The organism is Methylobacterium sp. AC315, from assembly GCF_979253755.1.
In genome coordinates this window covers 85611-106094 of record NZ_CEEDEA010000006.1, presented here as the reverse complement: position 1 = coordinate 106094, position 20484 = coordinate 85611, and the positions used below count along the sequence as shown (strand labels likewise).

At 69.6% G+C, this 20484-nt stretch carries 20 protein-coding genes; 12 read left to right on the top strand and 8 right to left on the bottom strand.

All coding sequences use genetic code 11. The features are described 5' to 3' along the window. The first annotated feature begins 20 nt into the window (after positions 1–20). Positions 21–1112, top strand: coding sequence for a calcium:cation antiporter (locus AC0IY0_RS12650; protein ID WP_471763965.1), 1092 nt, complete (start codon positions 21–23; stop codon positions 1110–1112). On the opposite strand, the gene AC0IY0_RS12645 is transcribed toward AC0IY0_RS12650, so the two are convergent. Beyond that, entirely contained in the window at positions 1113–1850 is a 738-nt protein-coding gene (locus AC0IY0_RS12645) for an FAD-binding oxidoreductase (RefSeq protein WP_471763963.1), read from the bottom strand. Continuing rightward, a complete protein-coding gene (locus tag AC0IY0_RS12640) occupies positions 1825–2430 on the bottom strand; it encodes a sulfite oxidase-like oxidoreductase (protein ID WP_419830652.1) in 606 nt (201 codons plus the stop codon). Before AC0IY0_RS12640 ends, AC0IY0_RS12645 begins: the two co-directional genes overlap by 26 nt. A gap of 163 nt (positions 2431–2593) precedes the next feature. Between AC0IY0_RS12640 and AC0IY0_RS12635 the strand changes: the two genes are divergently transcribed. Next, positions 2594–2899, top strand: coding sequence for a hypothetical protein (locus AC0IY0_RS12635; RefSeq protein ID WP_147896884.1), 306 nt, complete (start codon positions 2594–2596; stop codon positions 2897–2899). On the opposite strand, the gene AC0IY0_RS12630 is transcribed toward AC0IY0_RS12635, so the two are convergent. The 3 genes from AC0IY0_RS12630 to AC0IY0_RS12620 form a co-directional block, all read right to left on the bottom strand. Continuing rightward, a complete protein-coding gene (locus AC0IY0_RS12630) occupies positions 2869–3834 on the bottom strand; it encodes a DMT family transporter (protein WP_471763961.1) in 966 nt (321 codons plus the stop codon). The two genes, AC0IY0_RS12635 and AC0IY0_RS12630, sit on opposite strands and share 31 nt — an antisense overlap. Then, on the bottom strand, positions 3834–4109 hold the full coding sequence (gene infA, locus AC0IY0_RS12625) for a translation initiation factor IF-1 (protein WP_007561169.1): 276 nt from the start codon (positions 4107–4109) through the stop codon (positions 3834–3836). The genes AC0IY0_RS12630 and infA overlap by 1 nt, the downstream gene beginning before the upstream one ends. 312 nt (positions 4110–4421) lie before the next feature. Then, complete coding sequence (locus tag AC0IY0_RS12620) at positions 4422–5564, bottom strand: branched-chain amino acid ABC transporter substrate-binding protein (protein ID WP_471763960.1); 1143 nt, start codon at positions 5562–5564, stop codon at positions 4422–4424. Positions 5565–5855: 291 nt separating this feature from the next. Here AC0IY0_RS12620 and AC0IY0_RS12615 point away from each other — a divergent pair, with 291 nt between their 5' ends. From AC0IY0_RS12615 to AC0IY0_RS12605, 3 genes are all read left to right on the top strand, one after another. Further along, complete coding sequence (locus tag AC0IY0_RS12615; RefSeq protein WP_471763959.1) at positions 5856–7061, top strand: amino acid aminotransferase; 1206 nt, start codon at positions 5856–5858, stop codon at positions 7059–7061. Positions 7062–7065: 4 nt separating this feature from the next. Further along, positions 7066–8103, top strand: coding sequence for a hydroxyacid dehydrogenase (locus AC0IY0_RS12610; RefSeq protein WP_471763957.1), 1038 nt, complete (start codon positions 7066–7068; stop codon positions 8101–8103). Positions 8104–8420: 317 nt separating this feature from the next. Continuing rightward, complete coding sequence (locus AC0IY0_RS12605) at positions 8421–10502, top strand: TonB-dependent siderophore receptor (RefSeq protein ID WP_471763956.1); 2082 nt, start codon at positions 8421–8423, stop codon at positions 10500–10502. 12 nt (positions 10503–10514) lie between these two features. Here the strand turns inward: AC0IY0_RS12605 and AC0IY0_RS12600 are convergent, their stop codons facing one another. The 3 genes from AC0IY0_RS12600 to AC0IY0_RS12590 all read right to left on the bottom strand — a co-directional run bounded on the left by AC0IY0_RS12600 (position 10515) and on the right by AC0IY0_RS12590 (position 13135). After that, entirely contained in the window at positions 10515–11312 is a 798-nt protein-coding gene (locus tag AC0IY0_RS12600) for a hydroxypyruvate isomerase family protein (RefSeq protein WP_471763955.1), read from the bottom strand. Positions 11313–11315: 3 nt separating this feature from the next. Beyond that, positions 11316–11987, bottom strand: a complete 672-nt coding sequence (locus AC0IY0_RS12595) for an aspartate/glutamate racemase family protein (RefSeq protein WP_419830658.1) — start codon at positions 11985–11987, stop codon at positions 11316–11318. A 95-nt stretch (positions 11988–12082) separates the two neighbouring features. Further along, positions 12083–13135 (bottom strand): LacI family DNA-binding transcriptional regulator, encoded by a 1053-nt coding sequence (locus AC0IY0_RS12590; protein WP_471763954.1) that lies wholly within the window; start codon positions 13133–13135, stop codon positions 12083–12085. Positions 13136–13292: 157 nt separating this feature from the next. Between AC0IY0_RS12590 and AC0IY0_RS12585 the strand changes: the two genes are divergently transcribed. The 7 genes from AC0IY0_RS12585 to AC0IY0_RS12555 all read left to right on the top strand — a co-directional run bounded on the left by AC0IY0_RS12585 (position 13293) and on the right by AC0IY0_RS12555 (position 20320). After that, entirely contained in the window at positions 13293–14600 is a 1308-nt protein-coding gene (locus AC0IY0_RS12585; protein ID WP_471763953.1) for an alpha-hydroxy acid oxidase, read from the top strand. Positions 14601–14613: 13 nt separating this feature from the next. Then, entirely contained in the window at positions 14614–15675 is a 1062-nt protein-coding gene (locus AC0IY0_RS12580) for a lactonase family protein (protein ID WP_471763952.1), read from the top strand. Between the two features lie 40 nt (positions 15676–15715). After that, positions 15716–17011, top strand: a complete 1296-nt coding sequence (locus tag AC0IY0_RS12575; protein WP_471763951.1) for an MFS transporter — start codon at positions 15716–15718, stop codon at positions 17009–17011. 15 nt (positions 17012–17026) lie between these two features. After that, on the top strand, positions 17027–17866 hold the full coding sequence (locus AC0IY0_RS12570) for an NAD-dependent epimerase/dehydratase family protein (RefSeq protein WP_419830662.1): 840 nt from the start codon (positions 17027–17029) through the stop codon (positions 17864–17866). A gap of 29 nt (positions 17867–17895) precedes the next feature. After that, positions 17896–18597: a molybdate ABC transporter substrate-binding protein gene (locus AC0IY0_RS12565; RefSeq protein WP_471763950.1), complete on the top strand. Its 702-nt coding sequence runs from the start codon at positions 17896–17898 to the stop codon at positions 18595–18597. Positions 18598–18746: 149 nt separating this feature from the next. Then, entirely contained in the window at positions 18747–20072 is a 1326-nt protein-coding gene (locus AC0IY0_RS12560; RefSeq protein WP_147908738.1) for an MFS transporter, read from the top strand. Further along, on the top strand, positions 20069–20320 hold the full coding sequence (locus AC0IY0_RS12555; protein WP_471764101.1) for a type II toxin-antitoxin system RelE/ParE family toxin: 252 nt from the start codon (positions 20069–20071) through the stop codon (positions 20318–20320). The genes AC0IY0_RS12560 and AC0IY0_RS12555 overlap by 4 nt, the downstream gene beginning before the upstream one ends. Positions 20321–20484 lie beyond the last annotated feature (164 nt).

Here is a 20484-nt window from a genome sequence, read left to right as displayed (position 1 = left end):
GGCCGGGGACCACCAAGATCATGACGGGAGCCCTGCGGCTGGCTGTGGCGTGGGCGACGGTTCTCGCCTTCGCGTGGTTCGGGAAGGCCTGGCTCGGGGACCTGTCGCAGCCCTGGTTCGCGGGCGGCCTGTTCGCCTGGCTGCTCGCGGTCATCGTCTGGGCGGCCTTCGGGGTGGTGCACGAGGCCGAGGAGCTGGCGCATCGCCTCGGCGAGCCGCTCGGCACCCTGGTGCTGACGCTGTCGATCGTGATCATCGAGGTGGCGCTGATCTCCGCCGTGATGCTCTCGGCCAAGGATGCGCCGACGCTCGGCCGCGACACGATGTTCGCCGTGCTGATGATCGTCCTGAACGGCGTGGTCGGCCTCGGGCTGCTGATGGGCGGCCTGCGCCACCACCAGCAGAGCTACAACCTGCAGGGAGCATCGGCCTTCCTATCGGTGATCATCCCGCTGACGACTGTCGCGCTGATCATCCCGAACTTCACCAGCTCGACCGCCGACGGCACCCTGACCACCCTGCAGGCCGTGACCTTCTCGGTGTTCACGCTGGCGCTCTACGGGGTGTTCCTGCTGATCCAGACCAGCCGGCACAGCGATTTCTTCCAGGATGCGGAAGAGAAGGCGAACAGCGGGTCCACCTCGGGCTCGACCTCGCGCGGCGCGATGGCGAAGCACGTCGTCCTGCTACTCGCCAACGTCGTTCCGATCGTGCTGCTGGCCAAAAGTCTCGCGGTGATCCTCGACCACGGCATCGCGGCGCTCGGTGCGCCCTCCGCGCTCGGCGGCGTGCTGATCGCCGCCATCGTGTTCACCCCGGAGGCGATCTCGGCGCTGAAGGCCATCGCGCGCAACGAGTTGCAGCGAGCGATCAACCTGTGCCTGGGCGCGGCGACCTCGACGGTCGGCCTCACGGTGCCGGCGATCCTGACGATCGGCCTGCTGACCGGCCAGACCGTGGTGCTCGGCCTCAAGCCGACCGAGATGACGCTGCTGGCGGTCACGCTGATCCTGAGCACGCAGACTTTCTCGGGCCTGCGAACGACGGTCCTGGAGGGCGCCGTGCACCTCGTTGTGTTCTTCGTCTACCTCGTCCTGATCTTCAGCCCCTGATCAGCTCCCGAACCGCTCGGTCCGGATCACGCCCGCAGGGACGCCCGCCGCCAGGATCAAGTCGGAGGCCGCGCCGACGAATCGGTTCGAACCGCAGAGGAACACCTTTTCGGGTCGTCCGAGCCGCGTCAGGGCGCCGGCCACGAGGGCGGCGTCGATCCGCCGGCCACCGGCATCCCGGGTGGTGGTGATGTGCAGGGAGAATCCGGTTCCGTCGCCGGCAAGGCGCCCCAGCTCGGGCAACGCGATCGCCCCCGCGCGGGTGTGGGCAGAGTAGATCAGGGCCGCCGGGATCTGCGGAGCGACTAGCGCACGCCGGCGCAGCATCGCCAGCAGTGGCACCACGCCGGATCCGCCGGCCCCCAGCAGCAGCGGGCCGCCGTCCGGACCGTCCCAGGAGAACGAGCCGCCGATCGGCCCGCGCAACTCGACCCGGTCGCCGACTTCGGCGGCCTCCGAGAACCAGCCCGAGACCTCGCCGTCAGGCAGCGCCTCGACCATCAGCTCGAGGGTGCCGCTGCCGTCGGGCGCCGAGGCGATCGAGTAGCTGCGCTGGGCCTGGTAGCCGTCCTCGGCGGTCAGGCGGACATCGACGTGCTGGCCGGCCCGGTAGGCCTGAGCGATGTCACAGCGCAGCCGAAAGCTCTTCACCTGCGGGGTGACGGGCGCGATCGCGGTGATCTCGGCCTGGTGCCAGCGGAAGACGATCGGCTCAGTCACCGGTGTAGCGCTGCTCACGCCAGGGATCCCCGTACATGTGATAGCCGCGCAGCTCCCAGAAGCCGGCGGTGTCGGTCTGGGTGAAGCGAAGGCCCTTCACCCACTTGGCGCTCTTCCAGAAATAGAGGTGCGGCACGAGCAGCCGCGCCGGGCCGCCGTGATCTGGGTGGATCGGCTGGCCGGCATAGCGCGTCGCCACCATGGCGCGGCCGTTCACGAGGTCGGCCACCGGCACGTTGGTGGTATAGTCGTCGTAGGATTCGGCCAGGAGATACCCGGTCGGCGCCGCGATGCCGGCATCGGCCAGCAGGTCGTCGAAGCTCACGCCCTCCCAGGCGGTGTCGAACTTCGACCACTTGGTGACGCAGTGAATGTCCCCCTGCCAGGTGGTACGGGGCAGAGCCTCGAAGTCCTCCCAGCTCCACGTCTTGATCGGCCGCGAGCCCTCGCGCAGCGTGAACCGCCAGGTGGCCGGATCCACGGTCGGGTTGGGGCCGATCTGCAGGATCGGGAAATCCTCGGTGAGATATTGGCCGGGCGGGATGCGCGCGCCCGTCTCGGGCGGCTGCCTGCGCCCGACGAAGCCCCGTGTCACCATGCCGGCCTCCGCTCGCGGTTGTTGTTTTGATGCGTCCGATCCGGGTTTGGTGCGTCGGAACACCCCACGTCAAGTCGTGATGTGCGGCCGAACAAACGCCCCAAAGCTGAAGTGTGGTAGTCAGCCTACGCCTGACCGAATCGCACCCATCAGGGGGAATGTCATGAAGTACCTTCTCGCGACGAGCCTCATCGTCGGGAGCCTCGCCACCCTCTCGCCGGCCGCCCAGGCCCGTGACGGGATCGGCGCCGGCGGCGCGGCGGCCCTCGGCGTGCTCGGCGGCCTCGCAGTCGGCGGCGCCATCGCGTCGTCGGCCAACAATGGCTACTATCCGGGACGCCCGGTCTACCGCGCCCCGCCGCCGGTCTACGTGGAAGAGGATTACGGTCCGGTCTGCCACTTCGAGCGCCGCCGCACGATCGACCCCTACGGCGACGTCTACATCCGGCGCGTCCGCGTCTGCGAATAGGCGGCTTCGGGGGTCGCCCCTGCGGCCGGCGCCGGCTTCAGGCGCTCGGCACAGGCGATCCCCCCGAGCACCAGGGCCAGGGCGACGGCTTGAGTCGCCCCGAACGGCTCGCCGACCAGCAGGACGGCGAGACCCGCGCCGAAGATCGGCACGAGGTTGACGAACAGGCCGGCCCGGTTCGGGCCGATCAGCTCGACCCCGCGCATAAAGAACAGCTGCGCCATCAGCGATGGGCCCAGGCCAACGAAGGCGACCATCGCCCAGCCCGCCAGCCCGGGCCAGACCGCGTGCCCCGTAGCCCACTCGACGGCGAGGGGCGGCAGCGAGGTCACGAAGGCGGCGATCGCCATGGCGGCGAAGAACGCCAGCGCCGTTACCTTCGGACGCGTCGGCAGGAAGATCGTGTAGCCCGCGTAGAGCAGGCAGGCGCCGAACACGAGGACATCGCCCCGGTTGAAATCGAGGCGCGTCAGGACCGACCAGTCACCGTGGGTCGCGGCGATGCCGGCGCCGATCAGCGTCAGGACCACGCCGATCATCTGGCCGGCGGTGACCGGCACCCGGTAGGCCACGCGGTTGAGCAGGATCACCAGGACCGGGATCGCCCCCTGGAACAGCGCCAGGTTGACCGCGCCGGTATGGACGCCGGCGGCGTAGAACAGGCAATTGAAGGCTGTGTAGCCGAGGCCGCCCATCAGCAGGATGCGCAGCCAGTGGGGCCGCAGGAGCGCCCATTCCGCGACGAGCCTGCGGGCCGCGAACGGCGCGAGCGCCGTGCAGGCCACCGCCCAGCGCAGCGTCGTGATCACCTGAGGCGAGACGTGGCCGGGGGCCCAGCGGCTGCTGACCGCATTCCCGGCCCAGAGCAGCGCCGTGAGCGTGAGGAGCAGATAGGCCGGCGCGACCGAGGAACCCCGGGTCGCGCGCTCAGCCATCAGCGGCGGCGGAACTGACCGCCCCGCACCTGCGGACGCGGACCCGCGGAGCGCTCGTCCTTATGGCGAAACACGAGGCGGCCCTTCTCGAGGTCGTAGGGCGACATCTCGACCGTGACCCGATCACCCGCCAGCGTCTTGATGCGGTTCTTCTTCATCTTGCCGGCCGTGTAGGCGACGATCTCGTGGCCCTGGTCGAGCTGTACGCGGTAGCGCGCGTCCGGCAAGATCTCGATCACGAGACCGTCGAACTGCATCAATTCTTCTTTCGCCATGCACCTTCTCCAGTCGGACCGTCCGGCAGCAGGCGTTCCGGCAAAACTTCTACGGCTGTCATCAAGCTCGGGAAACGCCACAGGGCGCGGATCCGATCCGACGGACGGTCCGCGCCTGCTCAGCGACGCTGCCCGCATTTAGTCGTCGTACGATCCCGCGGCAAGTCACGCCGTGCGCTTCGGACTGGATATCGAGCCCCGGATGATGCACGCAAACGCTGATTTGGCCTCATCTTTTCGAAAAAACCGGAGGGTATCTCCGGAATGCCGCGTCCGGCACGTCCCCGGATCGCGCTCCCGAGTGGCCCGCCCTCACGGACCGGAGACGTCGTTGCCGGCGTAGTCCAGGCGCCCGTCCGGTGTCCGCCGCCAGACCCGCAGGGTGACCGGTCCGGTGATCCGGTCGCCGCGTTCGTCGAAGCCGACCGGCCCGAGGATCGTGCGCGCCGGCTGGGTGCCGTGCAGGGCCTCGGCGACCTTGCGGCCGTCCGGAACGCGTCCGGCCTTCGGGTCCGCCGGACGGGCGCGCTCCAAGCCTTGCGCCAGCACCTCCACCGCCGCGTAGCCCGACGCCGCGACGCTCTCGGCCTCGGGGCTGCGCGTCGGCGCCTTGCTGCCCTTCGGCTCGGGCAGGCGCGGGGAATCGGGCGGCAGGGTCATCACGGTCCCCTCCCCGGCCGCACCGGCGACAGCCGCGAACGCGGGATCGAGGATGCCGTCGCCCGCGACCAGCGAAGCACCGATGGACGCCTCGCGCAGGGCGCGAACCAGGGTGGCGGCCTCCGGGGCGAGCCCCCCGAAATACACCGCCTCGACTCGGGCCGCCTTCAGCCGTCCGACCAGATCGGAGAGGTCGCGGGTGCCGCGGGGAAAGCCGTCGAACAGCACCTCCGGGGTGCCGGCCTCCTTCAGGCGCGCCGCCACCGCCTCGGCGAGGCCGCGCCCGTAGGTCGAGCGATCGTTGACGATGGCGACCCGCCGGCCGGCGAACGCCTTGACGAGATAGCTCCCCGCGGCTCGGCCCTGCTGCGCGTCGCTCGGGCCGAGCCGGAACAGGTTCCACAACCCGCGGCCGGTCAGGGGCGTATAGGTGGCGCCGGGCGCGACCATCACGGCGCCAGCCTCCTCGTAGACCGGGGCCGCCGCCGCGACCGCCCCGGATTCGAGTGGCCCGACCACGAAGCGCACGCCGTCGGCAGCAAATTTCTTCGCGGCGGCGAGGGCTTGCCTGGGATCGCCGGCATCGTCGGCCGGCACCAGGGCGAATTTCGGCCGGCCGCCGCCGGCGCGGTTCAGGTCGGCGACGGCCTGCTCGGCGCCCTGCCGCAGCCCCTGGCCGAAGGCGGCATCCGGCCCGGTGAGCGGCGCCGACAGGCCGATCCGCACCGGGGCCTGAGCGGCGGCCGGTGCCGCGGCCAGGAGAACGGCGACGATCGGGGCGAGGATCTGCTTCATCGCCACACGTTATGGGCAGTCGCGCCGGGCGGGAAGCGTGCATCGCAGGGCCCGCGCACCGGTCCGACAAGCTGGCCACGGGCTTTCGCGGACAGAGGAGGCGAACCCAAACGCGTTCGCGGCCTGCGGTTTCAAAATCCATTCATCCTTGAGCGGATCGGGATGCAGCTGCGCGCGGAAGCGCTGGCGGGCCGGCGCGATGTGGGAAATAAGGGCGTCGGCCGACCCGCGACTTCGGACAGATCCGCCCGCTCGCGCCGCATCGAAGACCCTCTGGGACGATTGACGATCATGACCTCGCTGTTCGCCGGCATCCAGGACGCGCCGCTCGACCCGATCATGCGCCTGTTCGAGGCTTTCAACGCCGACACGAGCACGAAAAAGCTCAACCTTGTGGTCGGGGTCTACACGGATGCCGAGGGCAAGGTGCCGCGCCTGCGCGCCGTGCAGACCGCCGAGAAGCGCTGGATCGAGAAGGGTCTGCCGAAGACCTACCGGCCGATCGAGGGGACCAAGCCGTTCCGCGACGCGGTCCAGGCCCTGCTGTTCGGTGCGGGCGCCCCGATCCTGACGCAGAACCGCACCGCGACGCTCCAAAGCATCGGCGGCACCGGCGCCCTCAAGACCGGCGCCGACGTGCTCGCGCTGCTCAATCCCGGCGCCACCGTGGCGGTGAGCAACCCGAGCTGGGAAAACCACAAGGCGCTGTTCACGCAGGCCGGCTTCACCGTCGTCGACTACCCGTATTTCTCGGCCGAGACCGGCGGCGTCGACTACCCGGCGATGCGTGCCTACCTCGAGACGCTGCCCAAGGGCTCGATCGTGGTGCTGCACGCCTGCTGCCACAACCCGACCGGCGCCGACCTGACGCCCGACGAGTGGCGCGACCTCGCACCCTTGCTCGCGGAGCGCGGCCTAATCCCGTTCCTCGACATCGCCTACCAGGGCTTCGGCGACGGCCTCGATGCGGACGCCGCGCCGGTACGCCTGTTCGCCGAGTCGGGTCAGGAGTTCTTCGTCGCCTCGTCGTTCTCGAAGTCGTTCTCGCTCTACGGCGAGCGCGTCGGCGCGCTGACGATCGTCGCCGAGACCCCGGCTTTGAAGACCAAGGTCGAGTCCCTGGCCAAGCGGCTTGTGCGGGCGAGCTACTCGAACCCGGTGACCCACGGCGCGGCCATCGTCGAGATGGTGCTGACCGATCCGGAGCTGCGCGCCGACTGGGAGCGGGAGCTGGCCGAGATGCGTGAGCGGATCCGTTCCATGCGGGTGCGCATGGCGGACAGCCTGCAGCAGCGCCACCCCGAGCGTGGTTTCGACGCGATCAAGACGCAGAAGGGCATGTTCTCCTACACCGGGCTGAGCCCCGAGGAGGCGACCCGCCTGCGCACCGAGCACGAGGTCTATGCCCTGGAGACGGGCCGGATCTGCGTGGCGGCGGTCAACACCCACAACATCGACCACGTGGTCGATGCGATCGACGCCGTTGTGAAGGGCTGACCCGATGGCGGCCCTCAAGCGCGTCTGCCGGTTCAATCTCTGGATCAACCCGGTCTTCGATGCGCGGCTGAGGGCCGAGCCCGATATCGACCTCCAGGTCGGCGACCTGCAGGGCCCGGCGGAAACGCTCGAGGCCCTGCTGGCGCAGGCGCATGTCTTCCACGTCTCCCCGGCACGGGACGAGCTGCCCCGCCGCTGGCACGTCACCGACGGCCTTCTGGCCGGCTGCCCGAACCTGCTGGCGGTGTCGTCCGGCGGGGCGGGCTTCGACACGGTGGACGCGGCCGCCTGTACCCGGGCGGGGGTCGCCGTGGTCAACCAGGTCGGCGGCAATGCCCGCTCGGTGGCGGAACTTGCCATCGGCCTGATGCTCGCCGTCTCGCGCAAGATCTGCGTCTCGGACCGGCTGCTGCGGACGGAACGGGGCTTCTCGCGGGAATCGCTGATGGGCCACGAGATCGGCGGCGCGACCCTCGGGCTCGTCGGCATCGGCCATACCGGCCGGGAGGTCGCAAAGCTCGCCCGCGGGTTCGACATGCGGGTCCTGGCCTACGACCCGCTGCTCGCGGCCGACGAGATCCGAGCGCGCGGCGCAGAGCCGGTGGATCGCGCGCGGCTGCTCGCCGAGTCCGACATCGTGTCCCTGCATTGCCCGCTCGACGACACGACCCGGGGCAGCTTCGACGCCACGACCTTCGCGGCCATGAAGTCCGGCGCGCTGTTCATCACCACGGCCCGGGGCGGCGTTCACGACGAGGCGGCTTTGGCCGATGCCCTGACGGCCGGCCATCTCGCGGGGGCCGGCCTCGACGTGTGGGCACCGGAGCCCCCGCCCCGTGATTCCGGCCTGCTGCAGCTCGACACCGTGGTGGCGACCTACCACACCGCCGGCGTCACCCACGAGGCGCGCCGGAACGTGGCCTCGTGGGGCGCCGAGCAGATCATCGGCCTTCTGCGCGGTGAGACCCCGCCCCGCCTGGTGAACCCGGAAGTCTGGCCGGCCGTGTTGGAGCGCCGGGCGCGGCTGTTCGGGGCTGCGTAGCCAGACCGCGGCGTCGAAGCCACGCGCGAACCGCCCGCCCGCGATGTTGCGCGACAGCAACGCGCCGGCCCTGCCTGCGGGCAGTTTTGAGCGCTCGTAAGATATCCCACGGCTAGTTCAAAGTCATTCCAAGTTTTACGCCGGGCACAGGCCCGCGATCAAGCTTGACCGTTTTGGTTCACAGAAACCATACCGGCAGCCTGAACGCAGCTTGGCTTGAGAACGTGGCGAAAACCTTCAAACAATCCGGACCGATTACTTCTTGTCGGGGCGCAAAGTTCGCTGCGTCGGCGCTCATCATCGGCTGCTCTGCTGTGATGAGCTCGGATCGGGCTCAGGCAGAACCTGCATTCGAGGCGAATCACGAGGTCCAGCTCGAAGAACTCTCGGTCACCGGTCAGGGCGGTCCGTCCCGGCCCCCGGAGGGCTACGCCCCCGCGACCACGATCAGCGCCACCCGCACCGATACGCCCCTGCGCGACGTCCCGCAGACGGTCGTGCCGGTAACCCGGCAGGTGCTGGAGGACGCGGCCGCCACGCGGATCGACACCGCCCTCGACCTGGCCGGCGTCGGCCGCGCCAACAGTTTCGGCGGCCTCGGCCTGACCGAAGTCACGATCCGCGGCTTCTCCGTGTTCGACTATTATCGCAACGGATTCCCGATCAGTCGGGGCTACCCGAACGCGCCGGACGTCGTCGCGATCGAGCGGATCGAAGTGCTCAAGGGTCCGTCGGCCTTCCTGTACGGACGCGGCGATCCCGGCGGCACCTTCAACATCGTCACCAAGCAGCCCTTGGCTGAGCGATCGCTGGCGATCGGCACGCAGTACGGCAGCTACGGCGCCAAGCGCAGCACCTTCGACGCCACCGGGGCGCTCGACGAAAACGGCCAGGTGCTCGCCCGCATCACCGGCGCGGTGGAGGACAACGGCAGTTTTCGCGATTTCGTGAGCGGCGACCGCTACCACGTCGCCCCCGTCCTTGCCTGGAAGCCCAGCGCGGACACGACGATCACCCTGGAAGGCGCCTTCGTCAGCACCGGCACGACCTTCGATCGCGGCATTGTCCCCCTCCAGGGCCGACTGCGCAACGTCCCGCGCTCCCGCTTCCTCGGCGAGCCCGGCCTGCCGCAGAGCGTGGTCCAGGACGCCCTGGGCCAGCTGCGGATCGAGCACCGGTTCGACCAGGACTGGGCGCTCACGGCCGGCGCGCAGGTGCTCGGCGGGTCCCTGAAGAGCTGGGGCGTCGGCGCGGCCGCCAACGGCTTCCTGCCGGACGGCCGCAACCTGCGCCGGAACCTGGAATGGCGCGACCTGACGTGGTCCGACACCGATGTGCAGGTCAACTTGGCGGGCAAGTTCGACACCGGCTTCCTGCACCACACGCTGCTGCTCGGCCTCGAATACGACCGCTACCGCTACCGGGAGATCTTCGACCGCTCGAACGCCGCAACCTATCCGTTCCTGCTCGACCTGCTGGCGCCGCGCTATGGCCAGGCGCTGCCGCGCAGCCTGCCCACCATCACCAACTTCCTGCAGCACACGGAGAGCTACGCGGGCTACGTCCAGGATCAGATCGACGTCACCCCTCAGCTGCACGCCCTGGTGGGGGTCCGGGTCGAGGATGTCGGACAGGACTCGACGTCCTATCTCAACAACCGCACCACGAACCTGCGCGGCACGGAGGCGCTGCCGCGCTTCGGCTTGGTCTACGATCTGTCCGACGCGGTCGCGGCCTACGGAAACTACGCGCGCTCGTTCAAGCCCAGCACCGGCTTCGACCGGCGCGGCCAGCCCCTCGCCTTCGAGGGCGGCGAGGGCTACGAGGCCGGCGTGAAGGTCGGCCTGCTCGAAGGGCGGCTCAACGCCACCGCGGCCGTGTTCGACATCCGGCGCACCAACGTCCCGACCACGGACCCGGTCGATTCCGCCTTCAACGTCGCCGCCGGCGTGGTGCAGAGCCGCGGCTTCGATCTCACCCTGGCAGGCGAGCTGGCGCCGGGCCTGCGCGTGATCGGCACCTACACCTATGTCGATGCGGCGGTGGCGCGGGACAACACGATCCCGGTCGGGACCCGACTGGCCAACATTCCTGCCAACAGCTTTGCCATGCAGGCGGTCTACGAGGTCCAGGGCGGCGCCCTGAAGGGGCTCGGCTTCGGGGGCGGGCTCAACGTGGTCGGCCAGCGCGTCGCCGGGACGGCCGTGTCGACGTTCACGATGCCCGCCTACACGGTGGTGAACTTGATATCGTATTATCAGATCACGCCGGATGTCCGGGTCTACCTCAACGTCGACAACCTGTTCGACGCGATCTACTACGACAGCGCCTTCCAGAACCGCTACGCCACCCCGGGCCAGCCGCGCACCATCATGGGCGGCGTCGCAGCGCGGTTCTGACGGCCACCGGCCCTACGCCGAGGCTGCGCGCATCCAGCCGAGGCCCACCTCTGTGCCCGCGGCCGGGTGATATTCGCAGCCGATGAAGCCGGCATAGCCAACGGCTTCCAGCGCTTCGAGGATCGGGTCGAACGCGATGGTACCGGTGCCGGGCTCGTGCCGGCCGGGATTGTCGGCGATCTGGACATGGGCGATCAGCGGTGCGTGTGCCCGGATCAGCGCCGCCGGGTCATGGCCGAGGCAGACGCAGTGATAGGCGTCGAACAGCAGCTTGACGTTGTCCCGGCCCACGGCACGGATCGCATCCACGGCCTTGAGCGGGTCGTCGATCACGTAATCGGCGATGGAGCCCGGGCCGATCGGCTCGACGATCACCGTCATGCCGCGGGCCTTGGCGGCGTCGGCCGCGAAGGCGAGGTTGTCGAGATAGGTGTCCCACAGCCGCGCGGGCTCAGCGCCGGCCGGCCGGACGCCCGCCATCGGGTGAACCATCCGGCAGCCGAGCTGCGCGACATAGTCCAGGGTCGGCTCGATGGTGGAGCGGAAATACGCGACCTTGTCCGGCAGGGCCGCGAAGCCCTTTTCCCCCTTGGAGGCGTCGCCGGCCGGAAAGCCGGTCTGAACCAGCGGCACGCCGGCCCGATCGAGCCAGGCCGCAACGTCCCGGGCCGGGGTCGCGAACAGGTTGGGGTGCTCCACCGCCCGGAACCCGGCTCGGGCCGCGGCGGCGAACCGCTCCGCCAGCGGCCGCTCCGTGAACAGGAACCCGCAATGGCCACTGAGGCGGTCGGAAAAGGTACCGAGCTTCATGGATCAGGCCCTCCCAGCCGTCTCGATCATCGCGCGCATCCGGTCCACCGCCGCGTGGGGCGCCGTCAGGACCGGGACGTCGACCACCGCGCGCACGGCCTCGGCCGCCCGGGAGGTCGAAAAATGCGCCAGCATGATCGCGTCGCAGTCGGACAGTTCCGAAGCGCGGGCCGCGATCAGCCGGTTGTGGGTCTCGGCGTCGCCGGCGCGCAGGCGCACCATGGCGTCGTCCACCAGGATCGTCCGCAGGCTCGCCGGCCGGCCGGCCTGGCCGACGAATTCCTCGAACTCATCGGTCATGGTGCCGATCGAGGGGCCGAAGGTCGCCAGCATGCCGATGCGCTCGCCTTGCGCAATCGCCGCCCGGAACATCGCCTCGTTCGGCTTGAGCACCGGCACCGGCACGGACTCGATCAGCCGGTCGATGGCCGGTCCGAAGGCCGAGCAGGTGATCAGGATGCCGTCGGCGTCCATGTCGTGACCGTAGCGCCCGAACCGGACGAACCGGTCGATCATCCCTTCCGAGATCTCGCCGGGTTCCTTGGCCCGGTCGAGGGACAGGCCGTCATCCAGCAGGTTGACCGTCTCGGCCTCGGGCCAGCGCTCCGTGAAGGCCGCCTGGATCGGAGCCATCGCGACCGGTGTCGCGTGCAGGAGGACGATGCGCGGGGCCATGTTGTCTCCCGGGATGCGGCGCGGTTGGGCGTCCGTTTGGCGATAACGGTGTTGTAAGCGATTTCAAAACGGTGGCAAGATATCGCTGATCCGCTTCAATCGAGGTCCTGCTTGCGCGGCGGCGCCGTGCTGGCGCGCAGGATCAGCTCGGCGTCGATCTGGGTCAGGCGCACCATCGGGCGGCCCTGCATCCGGGCGATCAGGTGGTCCCCGGCAGCGTGGCCGATCTCGGCGGAATGGATCCGGATGGTGGTCAGCGCCGGGTCGAGGAAGGGTGCGAAATCGGAATCGTTGTGGCCGATCACCGAGAGGTCGCCGGGTACGTCGAGCCCTCTTGCCCGGGCCTCGATCATCGCCCCGAAGGCGATCTGGTCGGTGCCGCAGATGATCGCGGTGGGCGGACGCCCGCCCGCCAGCATCTGGCGGAAGCCGTCGCGGCCGCCCCCGATGCCATAGGAGATCTCGATGTCGTGCTCGGGGGCGAGCGTCAGGCCGCGCGCCGCCAGCGCCTGCGCGATGCCGGTGACGCGGGCGCCGCCGCGGTCGTTGTCCTTGCGCAAGCCGGAGATCACCCCGATCCGGCGATGGCCCAAATCGATCAGGTAGTTCGCCGCCCGGGCCGCGGAAGCGGCGTTGTCGAAGCCGACGCAGGGACGCTCCCGCGACAGGCTGAAGGTCTGCACCATCGGGATGCCGTGCCGGGCGATGCGGGCATGGAGATCCGGGTGGTGGATGTCGCCGACCAGCATCAGCCCGTCGACGCCGCGTTCCAGCAGGAAGGTCGCCTCGCGCAGCTCGTCCTCGAGGTCGTAGCCGGCATTGGCGGCGACCAGGGTGTAGTCGGCATGTCGGAGCCGCTCCTGGAAGCTCGACAGGACGCGCACGAACGCCTCGTTCTCGATGTTGGGGACCACGGCCCCGACGGCCATGAACCGGCGGGTCGAGAGGGCCCGCGCGGCGCCGTTGGCAACGAAGCCGAGATCCTGCGCGGCGCGCATCACGGCGTCCCGCTTGTCGGCCCGGACCCCGGCCGAGCCGTTGAGCACCCGGGAGACCGTCGCGGTCGAGACCCCGGCGCGATGGGCCACGTCCCGCGCCACCGGGCTGCGCGACGGCGGTTCGAGGATCTCACCCGGCCCATCCAACACGGAAATTCGACTCTCCCCCGGTACGCGTCCGCGCCTAAGCGTTGCCTGGACCGGCAGTATATTGACACTCCCGAACGTTGCTGGCTATCTGAAAGCGCTTTCAAATCGACTGCCGGCCCGCAGACATCCGGGTCCGCTGAAAACCAGGGAGGAGCGGATGGCGACGTTCAACCAGCCGGCTTCCGGCCTAGGGGCTCCCGAGCGCGAGGCCCCCACGGTGGGGCAGGCCGATACCGCGGCCCCCGGCATCGCCGGCCCGCAGGCCCTCGTCACCAGCCTCAAGCGCAGCGACGCGGTCACGCCCTATCGGTTCCGCGACCTGCTGGCACTCGATGATTTCGAGCGCCACGCCCGGCGGCTGCTGCCGCACATGATCTTCCAGTACGTGGCCGGCGGGGCCGAGACCGGGGCGGCGCTCGCCCATAGCCGCGGTGCCTACGCTGATTATGCGCTCGTGCCGCGGCTGATGCGCGACACCTCCGGCCGCGACACCGTCACAGACCTGTTCGGCCACACCTACGCGGCCCCCTTCGGGGTCGGGCCGCTCGGCGGGGCGGCGTTCATCGCCTATCGCGGCGACATCGTTCTCGCCGAGGCGGCCCGGCGGATGAACCTGCCGATGATCCTCAGCGCCTCCTCGCTGATCAAACTGGAGGACGTGTACGCCCAGAACCCGCAGGCCTGGTTCCAGGGCTACCTGCCGGGGGACCAGACCCGGATCGACCGCCTGCTCGACCGGGTCGCGGCCACCGGCTACCGCACCTTCGTGGTGACGGCCGACACCCCGACGCTGGGCAACCGCGAGCACAACACCCGCAGCGGCTTCTCGATGCCGATCAAGGTCACGCCCAAGGTCGCGTGGCAGAGCGCGACCCATCCGCGCTGGCTGCTGGGCACCGTCGCCCGGACATTCCTGAAGCACGGCGCCCCGCATTTCGAGAACACCGAGGCCGAGCGCGGCCCCCCGATGATGTCGCAGGGCGCGGTGCGCAACACCATCGCGCGAGACCAGCTCTCCTGGAAGAACCTGGAGGCGATCCGCAAGCGGTGGTCCGGCAACCTCGTCGTGAAGGGGCTCCTGGCCCCCGAGGATGTTGAAATCGCGAAGGACTGCGGCGCAGACGGCGTGATCCTGTCGACCCATGGCGGCCGCCAGCTCGACCACGCCATCGCACCCCTGGACGTGCTGCCCGAGATCGCCGCCCGGAAGGGCAACCTGAAGATCATCGTCGACAGCGGCATCCGCCGCGGCACCGACGTGATGAAGGCCCTGGCGCTCGGCGCCGATTTCGTCCTGCTCGGCCGGCCGTTCATGTTCGGCGCGGCGCTCGGCGGGGCGGCGGGCGTCGAGCATGCCATGCGGATCCTCAAGGAGGAGCTCAACCGCGACATGGCGCTGATCGGGGTGAACCGCCTGTCCGAGCTGAACCCGGACTTCCTGCGCCGCGTCCCGCGGCGGAGCTGATCCGGAGACCGGCATGACCGACGACGCGCCCCGCTCCCCCCTCGGCCTCGCCTTCGTCGGCTGCTTCACCACCGCGCGGCGCCGGGCGCGTGGCCAGGGCATCGACGTCTACCGTGTTGGAGCCGGGCTCGACGATTGGACCCATCTCGGCCGGGTCGACGGGCTGGACAACCCGTCCTTCCTGGTCACCGATCCCACCCGCGGTGTGCTCTACACGGTCCAGGGCGACGGCGCGGCGGCCACCGCCTTCACGGTCACGCCGGACGGCACCCTGCGGAGCCTCGGCAGCGCGGAGACCGGTGGTACCAACAGCGTCCACCAAGCGCTCGACCCGAGCGGGCGGTTCCTGATCGTCGCGAACTACGCCAGCGGCTCGGTCGCGCTGATGCCGGTGCGGCCCGATGGCGGGCTGGAACCGGCCGCGCAGGTTCTCCCGATGCCCGGCGCGCCCGGCCCGCACCGGACCGAGCAGGCCAGCGCTCACCCGCACCACGTGGTCCTGTCGCCGGACGGACGCCACGTTCTGGTGCCCGACAAGGGTCTCGACCGGGTCTTCATCCTCAGGATCGGCGGCCACCGCCTGGAGATCGCCTCCGAAGCCGTGCTGCGCCCGGGCGCCGGATCGCGCCACATCGCGTTCCATCCCGGCGGGGCCCTCGCCTTCCTGGTCAACGAACTGGATTCCACCGTCGCCACCTGCCGGTGGGATGCGCCGTCCGGGACGCTCACGCCGCTCCAGTGCGTCCCGACGCTGCCGCCGGACTTCTTCGGAGCGAGCACGGCGGCGGCGATCGTGGTCACGCCCGACGGGCGCTTCGTCTACGCCTCGAACCGTGGCCAGGACGGGATCGCGCGCTTCCGCGTGGCCGACTCCCACCTCGAACCGGCCGGCTGGACGCCATCCGGCGGCCGGGACCCGCGCTTCATGGCGCTGGCGCCGGACGGGGTCCGCCTCCTGGTCGCCAACGAGCAGGGCGACAGCCTGGCCGAATTCACCATCGACCCCGGATCCGGGGATCTCACCCAGACGGGCTCACGCCAGAGTTCGAGCCCCTGCACGATCGCGTTCTTGTAAAAAATACAAAACAAAAAATGGACAATCCGGAGGAAGCCCGATGTTTTCCAAACGATACAGGTTCCTGATCGCAGCTCTGCTGTTTATCGCCGGGATCATCAACTACATGGACCGCGCCGCGCTTGGCGTGGCCGCGCCCTTCGTCAAGCAGGACCTCAACCTGTCGCCCTCCGAGCTGGGGGTGATCTTCAGCACCTTCTTCTTCGGCTACGCCCTGTTCGCCTTCGTGGGCGGCCAGCTCGCCGACCGCTACGGCCCGCGCAGCGTCTACACCTGGGCGGCGACCTCCTGGTCGGTCCTGTGCATGCTCACCGGCGCGGTGACCGGGTTCGCCCAGATGTTCGTGGTCCGCGCGCTGTTCGGTTTCGCCGAGGGGCCGATGAACTCGACCACGAACCGCACCATCACCACGTGGTTTCCCCGAGAGGAGACGGCGCGCACCATCGGGGTCACCTTCTCGGGCCAGACCGTCGGCAGTGCCATCGCGGCGCCCGTCGTCGGCCTGCTGGCGATCCAGTACGGCTGGCGGGTGGCGTTCGTCGCCATCGGCGCCGTCGGCCTGCTCTGGGTGGTGGCGTGGCGGATCTTCATGACCGACCGGCCCCGGGACAACCCCCGGGTCTCCGCGGAGGAGATCGAACTGGTCGAGCGCAGCCGGGCCGTGTCGCATCTCGCCGCCTCCGACCACGAGCGGTCGCTGCGCGGCTACCTGTTCCTGCCGAGCACCCTGTCGCTGGGTCTCGGCATGTTCGCGGTGAACTACACCCTCTACATCTTCCTCTCGTGGCTCCCGAGCTACCTCACCGACGCCCTGCACATGCCGGTGCAGCAGATGGCGTTCGTAGCCTCGATCCCCTGGGCCTGCGGGTTCGTGGGCTATGTCGGCGGCGGCATCGTCGCCGACCTCCTGTACAAGCGCATGGACGACAAGCTGGCGGCGCGGAAGATCACCACGATCGTGCCGCTCGCCATCGCGGGCATCGCGCTGATCACCGTCAATGCCGCACCGAACGCCGCGACGGCGGTCGCGCTGATCGCGCTGGCGGTACTGATGCTGACGAGTTCGGTGCAATCGTGCTGGGCGACGATCCACGAGTTGGTGCCGGAGGCACGGGTCGGCGGCGTGAGCGGATTCGTCCACCTGCTGAGCAACATCTCGGGCATCATCGGGCCGACCGCCACGGGATTCGCAGTGCAGTATCTCGGCGGCTACGCCAGCGCCTTCGTGATCGCCGCCGTGATTGCCGCGGCCGGCGTCGTCGCGATGGCGGTCTTCGTGAAGCGCCCGCACGACCCGCAGGCGGCCTCGCCTCTCAACGCGGTGAAAACCGCCTGATCCCGGAGCGAACCGATGAGCGCCCCCACCGACACGATCCCCGAAAAGCCCATCCTCCTCACCGGCGCCTCCGGTGCGCTTGGCCGGGTGCTGACGAAGGCGCTCGGCGCGCAGGGCTGGACGCTGCGCCTGACAGACCGGGTGCCGTTTCCCGATCCGCTGCCGGAGGGCGCGCGCTTCCAGGTTGCCGACCTGGAGGACGGCCCGGCGATCCTGCGCCTGGCGGAGGGCTGCGGCACGATCCTGCATTTCGGCGGGATCTCGGTGGAGCACCCGTTCGAGACGGTGATCGGCCCGAACATCCGCGGGCTCTACCACGCGTACGAGGCGGCCCGGCGGGAGCGCGCCCGCATGGTGTTCGCCTCCTCCAACCACACGATCGGGTTCCATGAGCGAACCGAGGTGCTGGACGACGACTGCGCGTTGGCGCCGGACGGCTATTACGGCCTGTCGAAAGCCTACGGCGAGATGATGGGCGGCCTGTACCGGGACAAGCACGGGGTCGAGAGCGTCTTCCTGCGCATCGGCTCCTGCTTCCCGGAGCCGACCGACGCGCGGATGCTGGCGACCTGGCTGTCCTACGCCGACCTGACCCGGCTGATCACCCGCGCCACCCTGGCTCCGACCCTCGGACCGAAAGGATCGGTGGTGATCTGGGGCGCCTCGAACAACAGCCGCATGACGTGGTGGCGCCGGGACGGGCGCGACACCATCGGCTGGGCGCCTCAGGACAGTGCCGATTCCTACGCCCCGGCCCTGGAGGGCAAGACCAGCGGCGACCCTGTGATTGAGCGCTACCAGGGCGGCGGCTTCACCGCCCTCGATTATTCCCGCACCGCGCCGCCGGCCCGGTGATGACAGACCTCGAGACGACCGGAGCCGGCATGGCGGACGACCAGGAAACGACCCGGCTGAAATGCGCCCTGGTGGTGCGAGGCGCCTTCGACGCTCATGTCGTCCCCGCCTTCGAGGCGGCGGGCGGCCGGGCGGCGATCGACTGGGCGCCGACAGCGGTGATCATGAAGGCGCTGGAGGCGGGCGAGACCGCCGACGCGGTGTTCGTGCTGTCCGACGCGATGGACCGGCTGATCGCCGCAGGACAGGTCGAGCCCGACACCCGGGTCGATGCCGTGCGCTCCCGCTACGGCATCGCCGTGAAGGCCGGGGCGGCGCATCCGGATATCGGCGGTGTCGACGCGCTGAAGCGGACACTGCTGGAGGCGCGCTCCGTCGCCTATTCGCGCACCGGTGCCAGCGGCATCTACTTCGCTGGCCTGCTGCCGCGGCTCGGACTCGCCGAGGCGGTGAACGCCCGGGCGACGATCATCCCCCAGGGTTTCACGGCGGAAAAGCTCGTTTCGGGCGAGGCCGACATCGCGGTCCAGCAGATCAGCGAACTGATGGTCGTGCCGGGCATCGAGGTGGTCGGGCCGTTCCCGGAGCCTGTTCAGGAAGTCACGACCTTCTCGGCAGCGCTCCTGCGCGGCGCCACCGACCGCGCCGGCGCCCTGCGCTTCCTGGCCGGGCTGACCACGCCGGAGGCCGCCGACGCCTACCGCGCCAGCGGCCTCGAGCCGGCATTCTGAGAAGGCTCGAAACGAGCCCAGCGTCATCGCGGGCGCAGTCAAGCAGACTGGGGACGAGCATCGCTCGAAGATCGCGCGCTGCACCGGGTCGCTTCGCCAACCCTCGCGATGACGATGCAAATACAAAATAGCACAAAAACGAGGAAACCATGATCGCCAGCGAACAGGACCGGATCGTCCGGCAGGTGTTCTTCAGGCTGATGCCGCTACTCTTCATCGGCTACGTCATGGCCTATATCGACCGGATCAACGTCGGCTTCGCGGCCCTGCGGATGAACGCCGATCTCGGCATCGGGCCGGCGGTGTTCGGGTTGGGTGCCGGGATCTTCTTCATCGGCTATTTCATCTTCGAGGTGCCGAGCAACCTGATCCTCGAGAAGGTTGGCGCCCGGCGCTGGATCGCCCGGATCATGATCACCTGGGGCCTGCTCTCGGCCGCGATGATGTTCGTGCAGGGCTCGACCAGCTTCCTGGTCCTGCGCTTCCTGCTCGGCGCGGCCGAGGCCGGGTTCTACCCGGGGGTGATCCTTTACCTCACCTACTGGTTCCCGAAGGCGTATCGCGCCCGCATCTTCGGTGCCTTCGCGGTGGGAATCCCTGTCTCGCTCGCGATCGGCGCGCCGCTCTCCACCACGATCATGCAGCTCGACGGCACCCTGGGCCTCAAGGGCTGGCAGTGGTTGTTCCTGTTGGAGGGCATTCCCACCACCCTGTTCGGCTTCGTGTTCCTAGCCCTGATCCCGGACCGGCCCAAGGACGCGCACTGGCTCGCGCCGGCCGACCGCACGGCCCTGCAGACCCTGATCGATTCCGAGCAGAGCAGTGTCGCCGGCACCCACGGGACCAGCCTGCGCACGGCCCTCTCGGATCCTCGGCTGATTGCGCTGTCCTTCATCTACTTCGCCAACACCGGCGCCAATCTCGGCCTGGCGTTCTTCCTGCCGCAAATCCTCAAGAGCACCGGCCTGTCCGACATGCAGACCGGCCTGATGACCGCCGTTCCCTATATCTTCGGCGTCGTCGGCGGCCTCACCGTCGGCTGGATCTCGGACCGGTACGACGACCGCCGGGTGACGCTCGCCACAGCCCTCGGACTCACCGCGACTGGGCTGGCGCTCGCCGGCTTCGCCACCGGCTCGCTCTGGGCGGTGGCGTTCATGGCGCTCGCCGCCGCAGGGCTCTACGGGGCCAAGGCGCCGTTCTGGGCGCTCCCGTCGGTGTTCCTGAGCGGCAGCGCGGCGGCGGGCGGAATCGCGCTGATCAACTGCATCGGCAATCTGGGCGGCTTTGTCGCCCCGTCGATGGTCGGATGGATCCGCGAGACCACCGGCAGCTTCGAGGCCGGCCTGTACTTCCTGGCCGCGCTCGCCCTCTCCGCCGTGGTGGTGACGCTGCTGGTGGTCAACGCCCGCTTCGGCGACGCCCGCCGGTCGCCCGGTGTCGCGCCCATCCCGGCCGCGGCACCCCGGACCTGACCGCGGGCGCGACCGACGCACTGCGTCTCGGCTCGACCCAAGCCGAGCGCGATCGGAACGGCCTGTTCGACACGTTCCGGATGCTGGCCGCCGATCCCCGTATGGCCCGGGAGCGGCGTGCGTTGAAGCCGCCCATGCGGCTTCGTCCCCACGCGGCGCGCATGATCGCCGATATCGAGGACGGCGCAGCAATCCGGATCGTTCACGTGCTTCATAGCCGGCAGGATTGGGAGCGCGCCCTGATCTAAAGTCGGCCCTCGGGGTCCGCTCCAACGGACGTGCGGTCGATCACCGGCCGTTTGACGTTACCCGGGGCTGACGCCCGTGGGATGTTTCCAGAGGCGGCTCTATTGTCGCCTTCAGGAGGCGCCCGGGCCTCGCGACCGCAAAAAAGTCCTTATGCTCGTGCTGT

Excerpts from the sequence above, each read along its gene's own strand:
- AC0IY0_RS12650 (WP_471763965.1), top strand. The coding sequence starts at position 21 with ATGACGGGAGCCCTGCGGCTGGCTGTGGCGTGGGCGACGGTTCTCGCC.
- AC0IY0_RS12640 (WP_419830652.1), bottom strand. The coding sequence starts at position 2,430 with ATGGTGACACGGGGCTTCGTCGGGCGCAGGCAGCCGCCCGAGACGGGC.
- AC0IY0_RS12635 (WP_147896884.1), top strand. The coding sequence starts at position 2,594 with ATGAAGTACCTTCTCGCGACGAGCCTCATCGTCGGGAGCCTCGCCACC.
- AC0IY0_RS12630 (WP_471763961.1), bottom strand. The coding sequence starts at position 3,834 with ATGGCTGAGCGCGCGACCCGGGGTTCCTCGGTCGCGCCGGCCTATCTG.
- infA (WP_007561169.1), bottom strand. The coding sequence starts at position 4,109 with ATGGCGAAAGAAGAATTGATGCAGTTCGACGGTCTCGTGATCGAGATC.
- AC0IY0_RS12620 (WP_471763960.1), bottom strand. The coding sequence starts at position 5,564 with ATGAAGCAGATCCTCGCCCCGATCGTCGCCGTTCTCCTGGCCGCGGCA.
- AC0IY0_RS12615 (WP_471763959.1), top strand. The coding sequence starts at position 5,856 with ATGACCTCGCTGTTCGCCGGCATCCAGGACGCGCCGCTCGACCCGATC.
- AC0IY0_RS12610 (WP_471763957.1), top strand. The coding sequence starts at position 7,066 with ATGGCGGCCCTCAAGCGCGTCTGCCGGTTCAATCTCTGGATCAACCCG.
- AC0IY0_RS12605 (WP_471763956.1), top strand. The coding sequence starts at position 8,421 with ATGAGCTCGGATCGGGCTCAGGCAGAACCTGCATTCGAGGCGAATCAC.
- AC0IY0_RS12600 (WP_471763955.1), bottom strand. The coding sequence starts at position 11,312 with ATGAAGCTCGGTACCTTTTCCGACCGCCTCAGTGGCCATTGCGGGTTC.
- AC0IY0_RS12595 (WP_419830658.1), bottom strand. The coding sequence starts at position 11,987 with ATGGCCCCGCGCATCGTCCTCCTGCACGCGACACCGGTCGCGATGGCT.
- AC0IY0_RS12585 (WP_471763953.1), top strand. The coding sequence starts at position 13,293 with ATGGCGACGTTCAACCAGCCGGCTTCCGGCCTAGGGGCTCCCGAGCGC.
- AC0IY0_RS12580 (WP_471763952.1), top strand. The coding sequence starts at position 14,614 with ATGACCGACGACGCGCCCCGCTCCCCCCTCGGCCTCGCCTTCGTCGGC.
- AC0IY0_RS12575 (WP_471763951.1), top strand. The coding sequence starts at position 15,716 with ATGTTTTCCAAACGATACAGGTTCCTGATCGCAGCTCTGCTGTTTATC.
- AC0IY0_RS12570 (WP_419830662.1), top strand. The coding sequence starts at position 17,027 with ATGAGCGCCCCCACCGACACGATCCCCGAAAAGCCCATCCTCCTCACC.
- AC0IY0_RS12565 (WP_471763950.1), top strand. The coding sequence starts at position 17,896 with ATGGCGGACGACCAGGAAACGACCCGGCTGAAATGCGCCCTGGTGGTG.
- AC0IY0_RS12560 (WP_147908738.1), top strand. The coding sequence starts at position 18,747 with ATGATCGCCAGCGAACAGGACCGGATCGTCCGGCAGGTGTTCTTCAGG.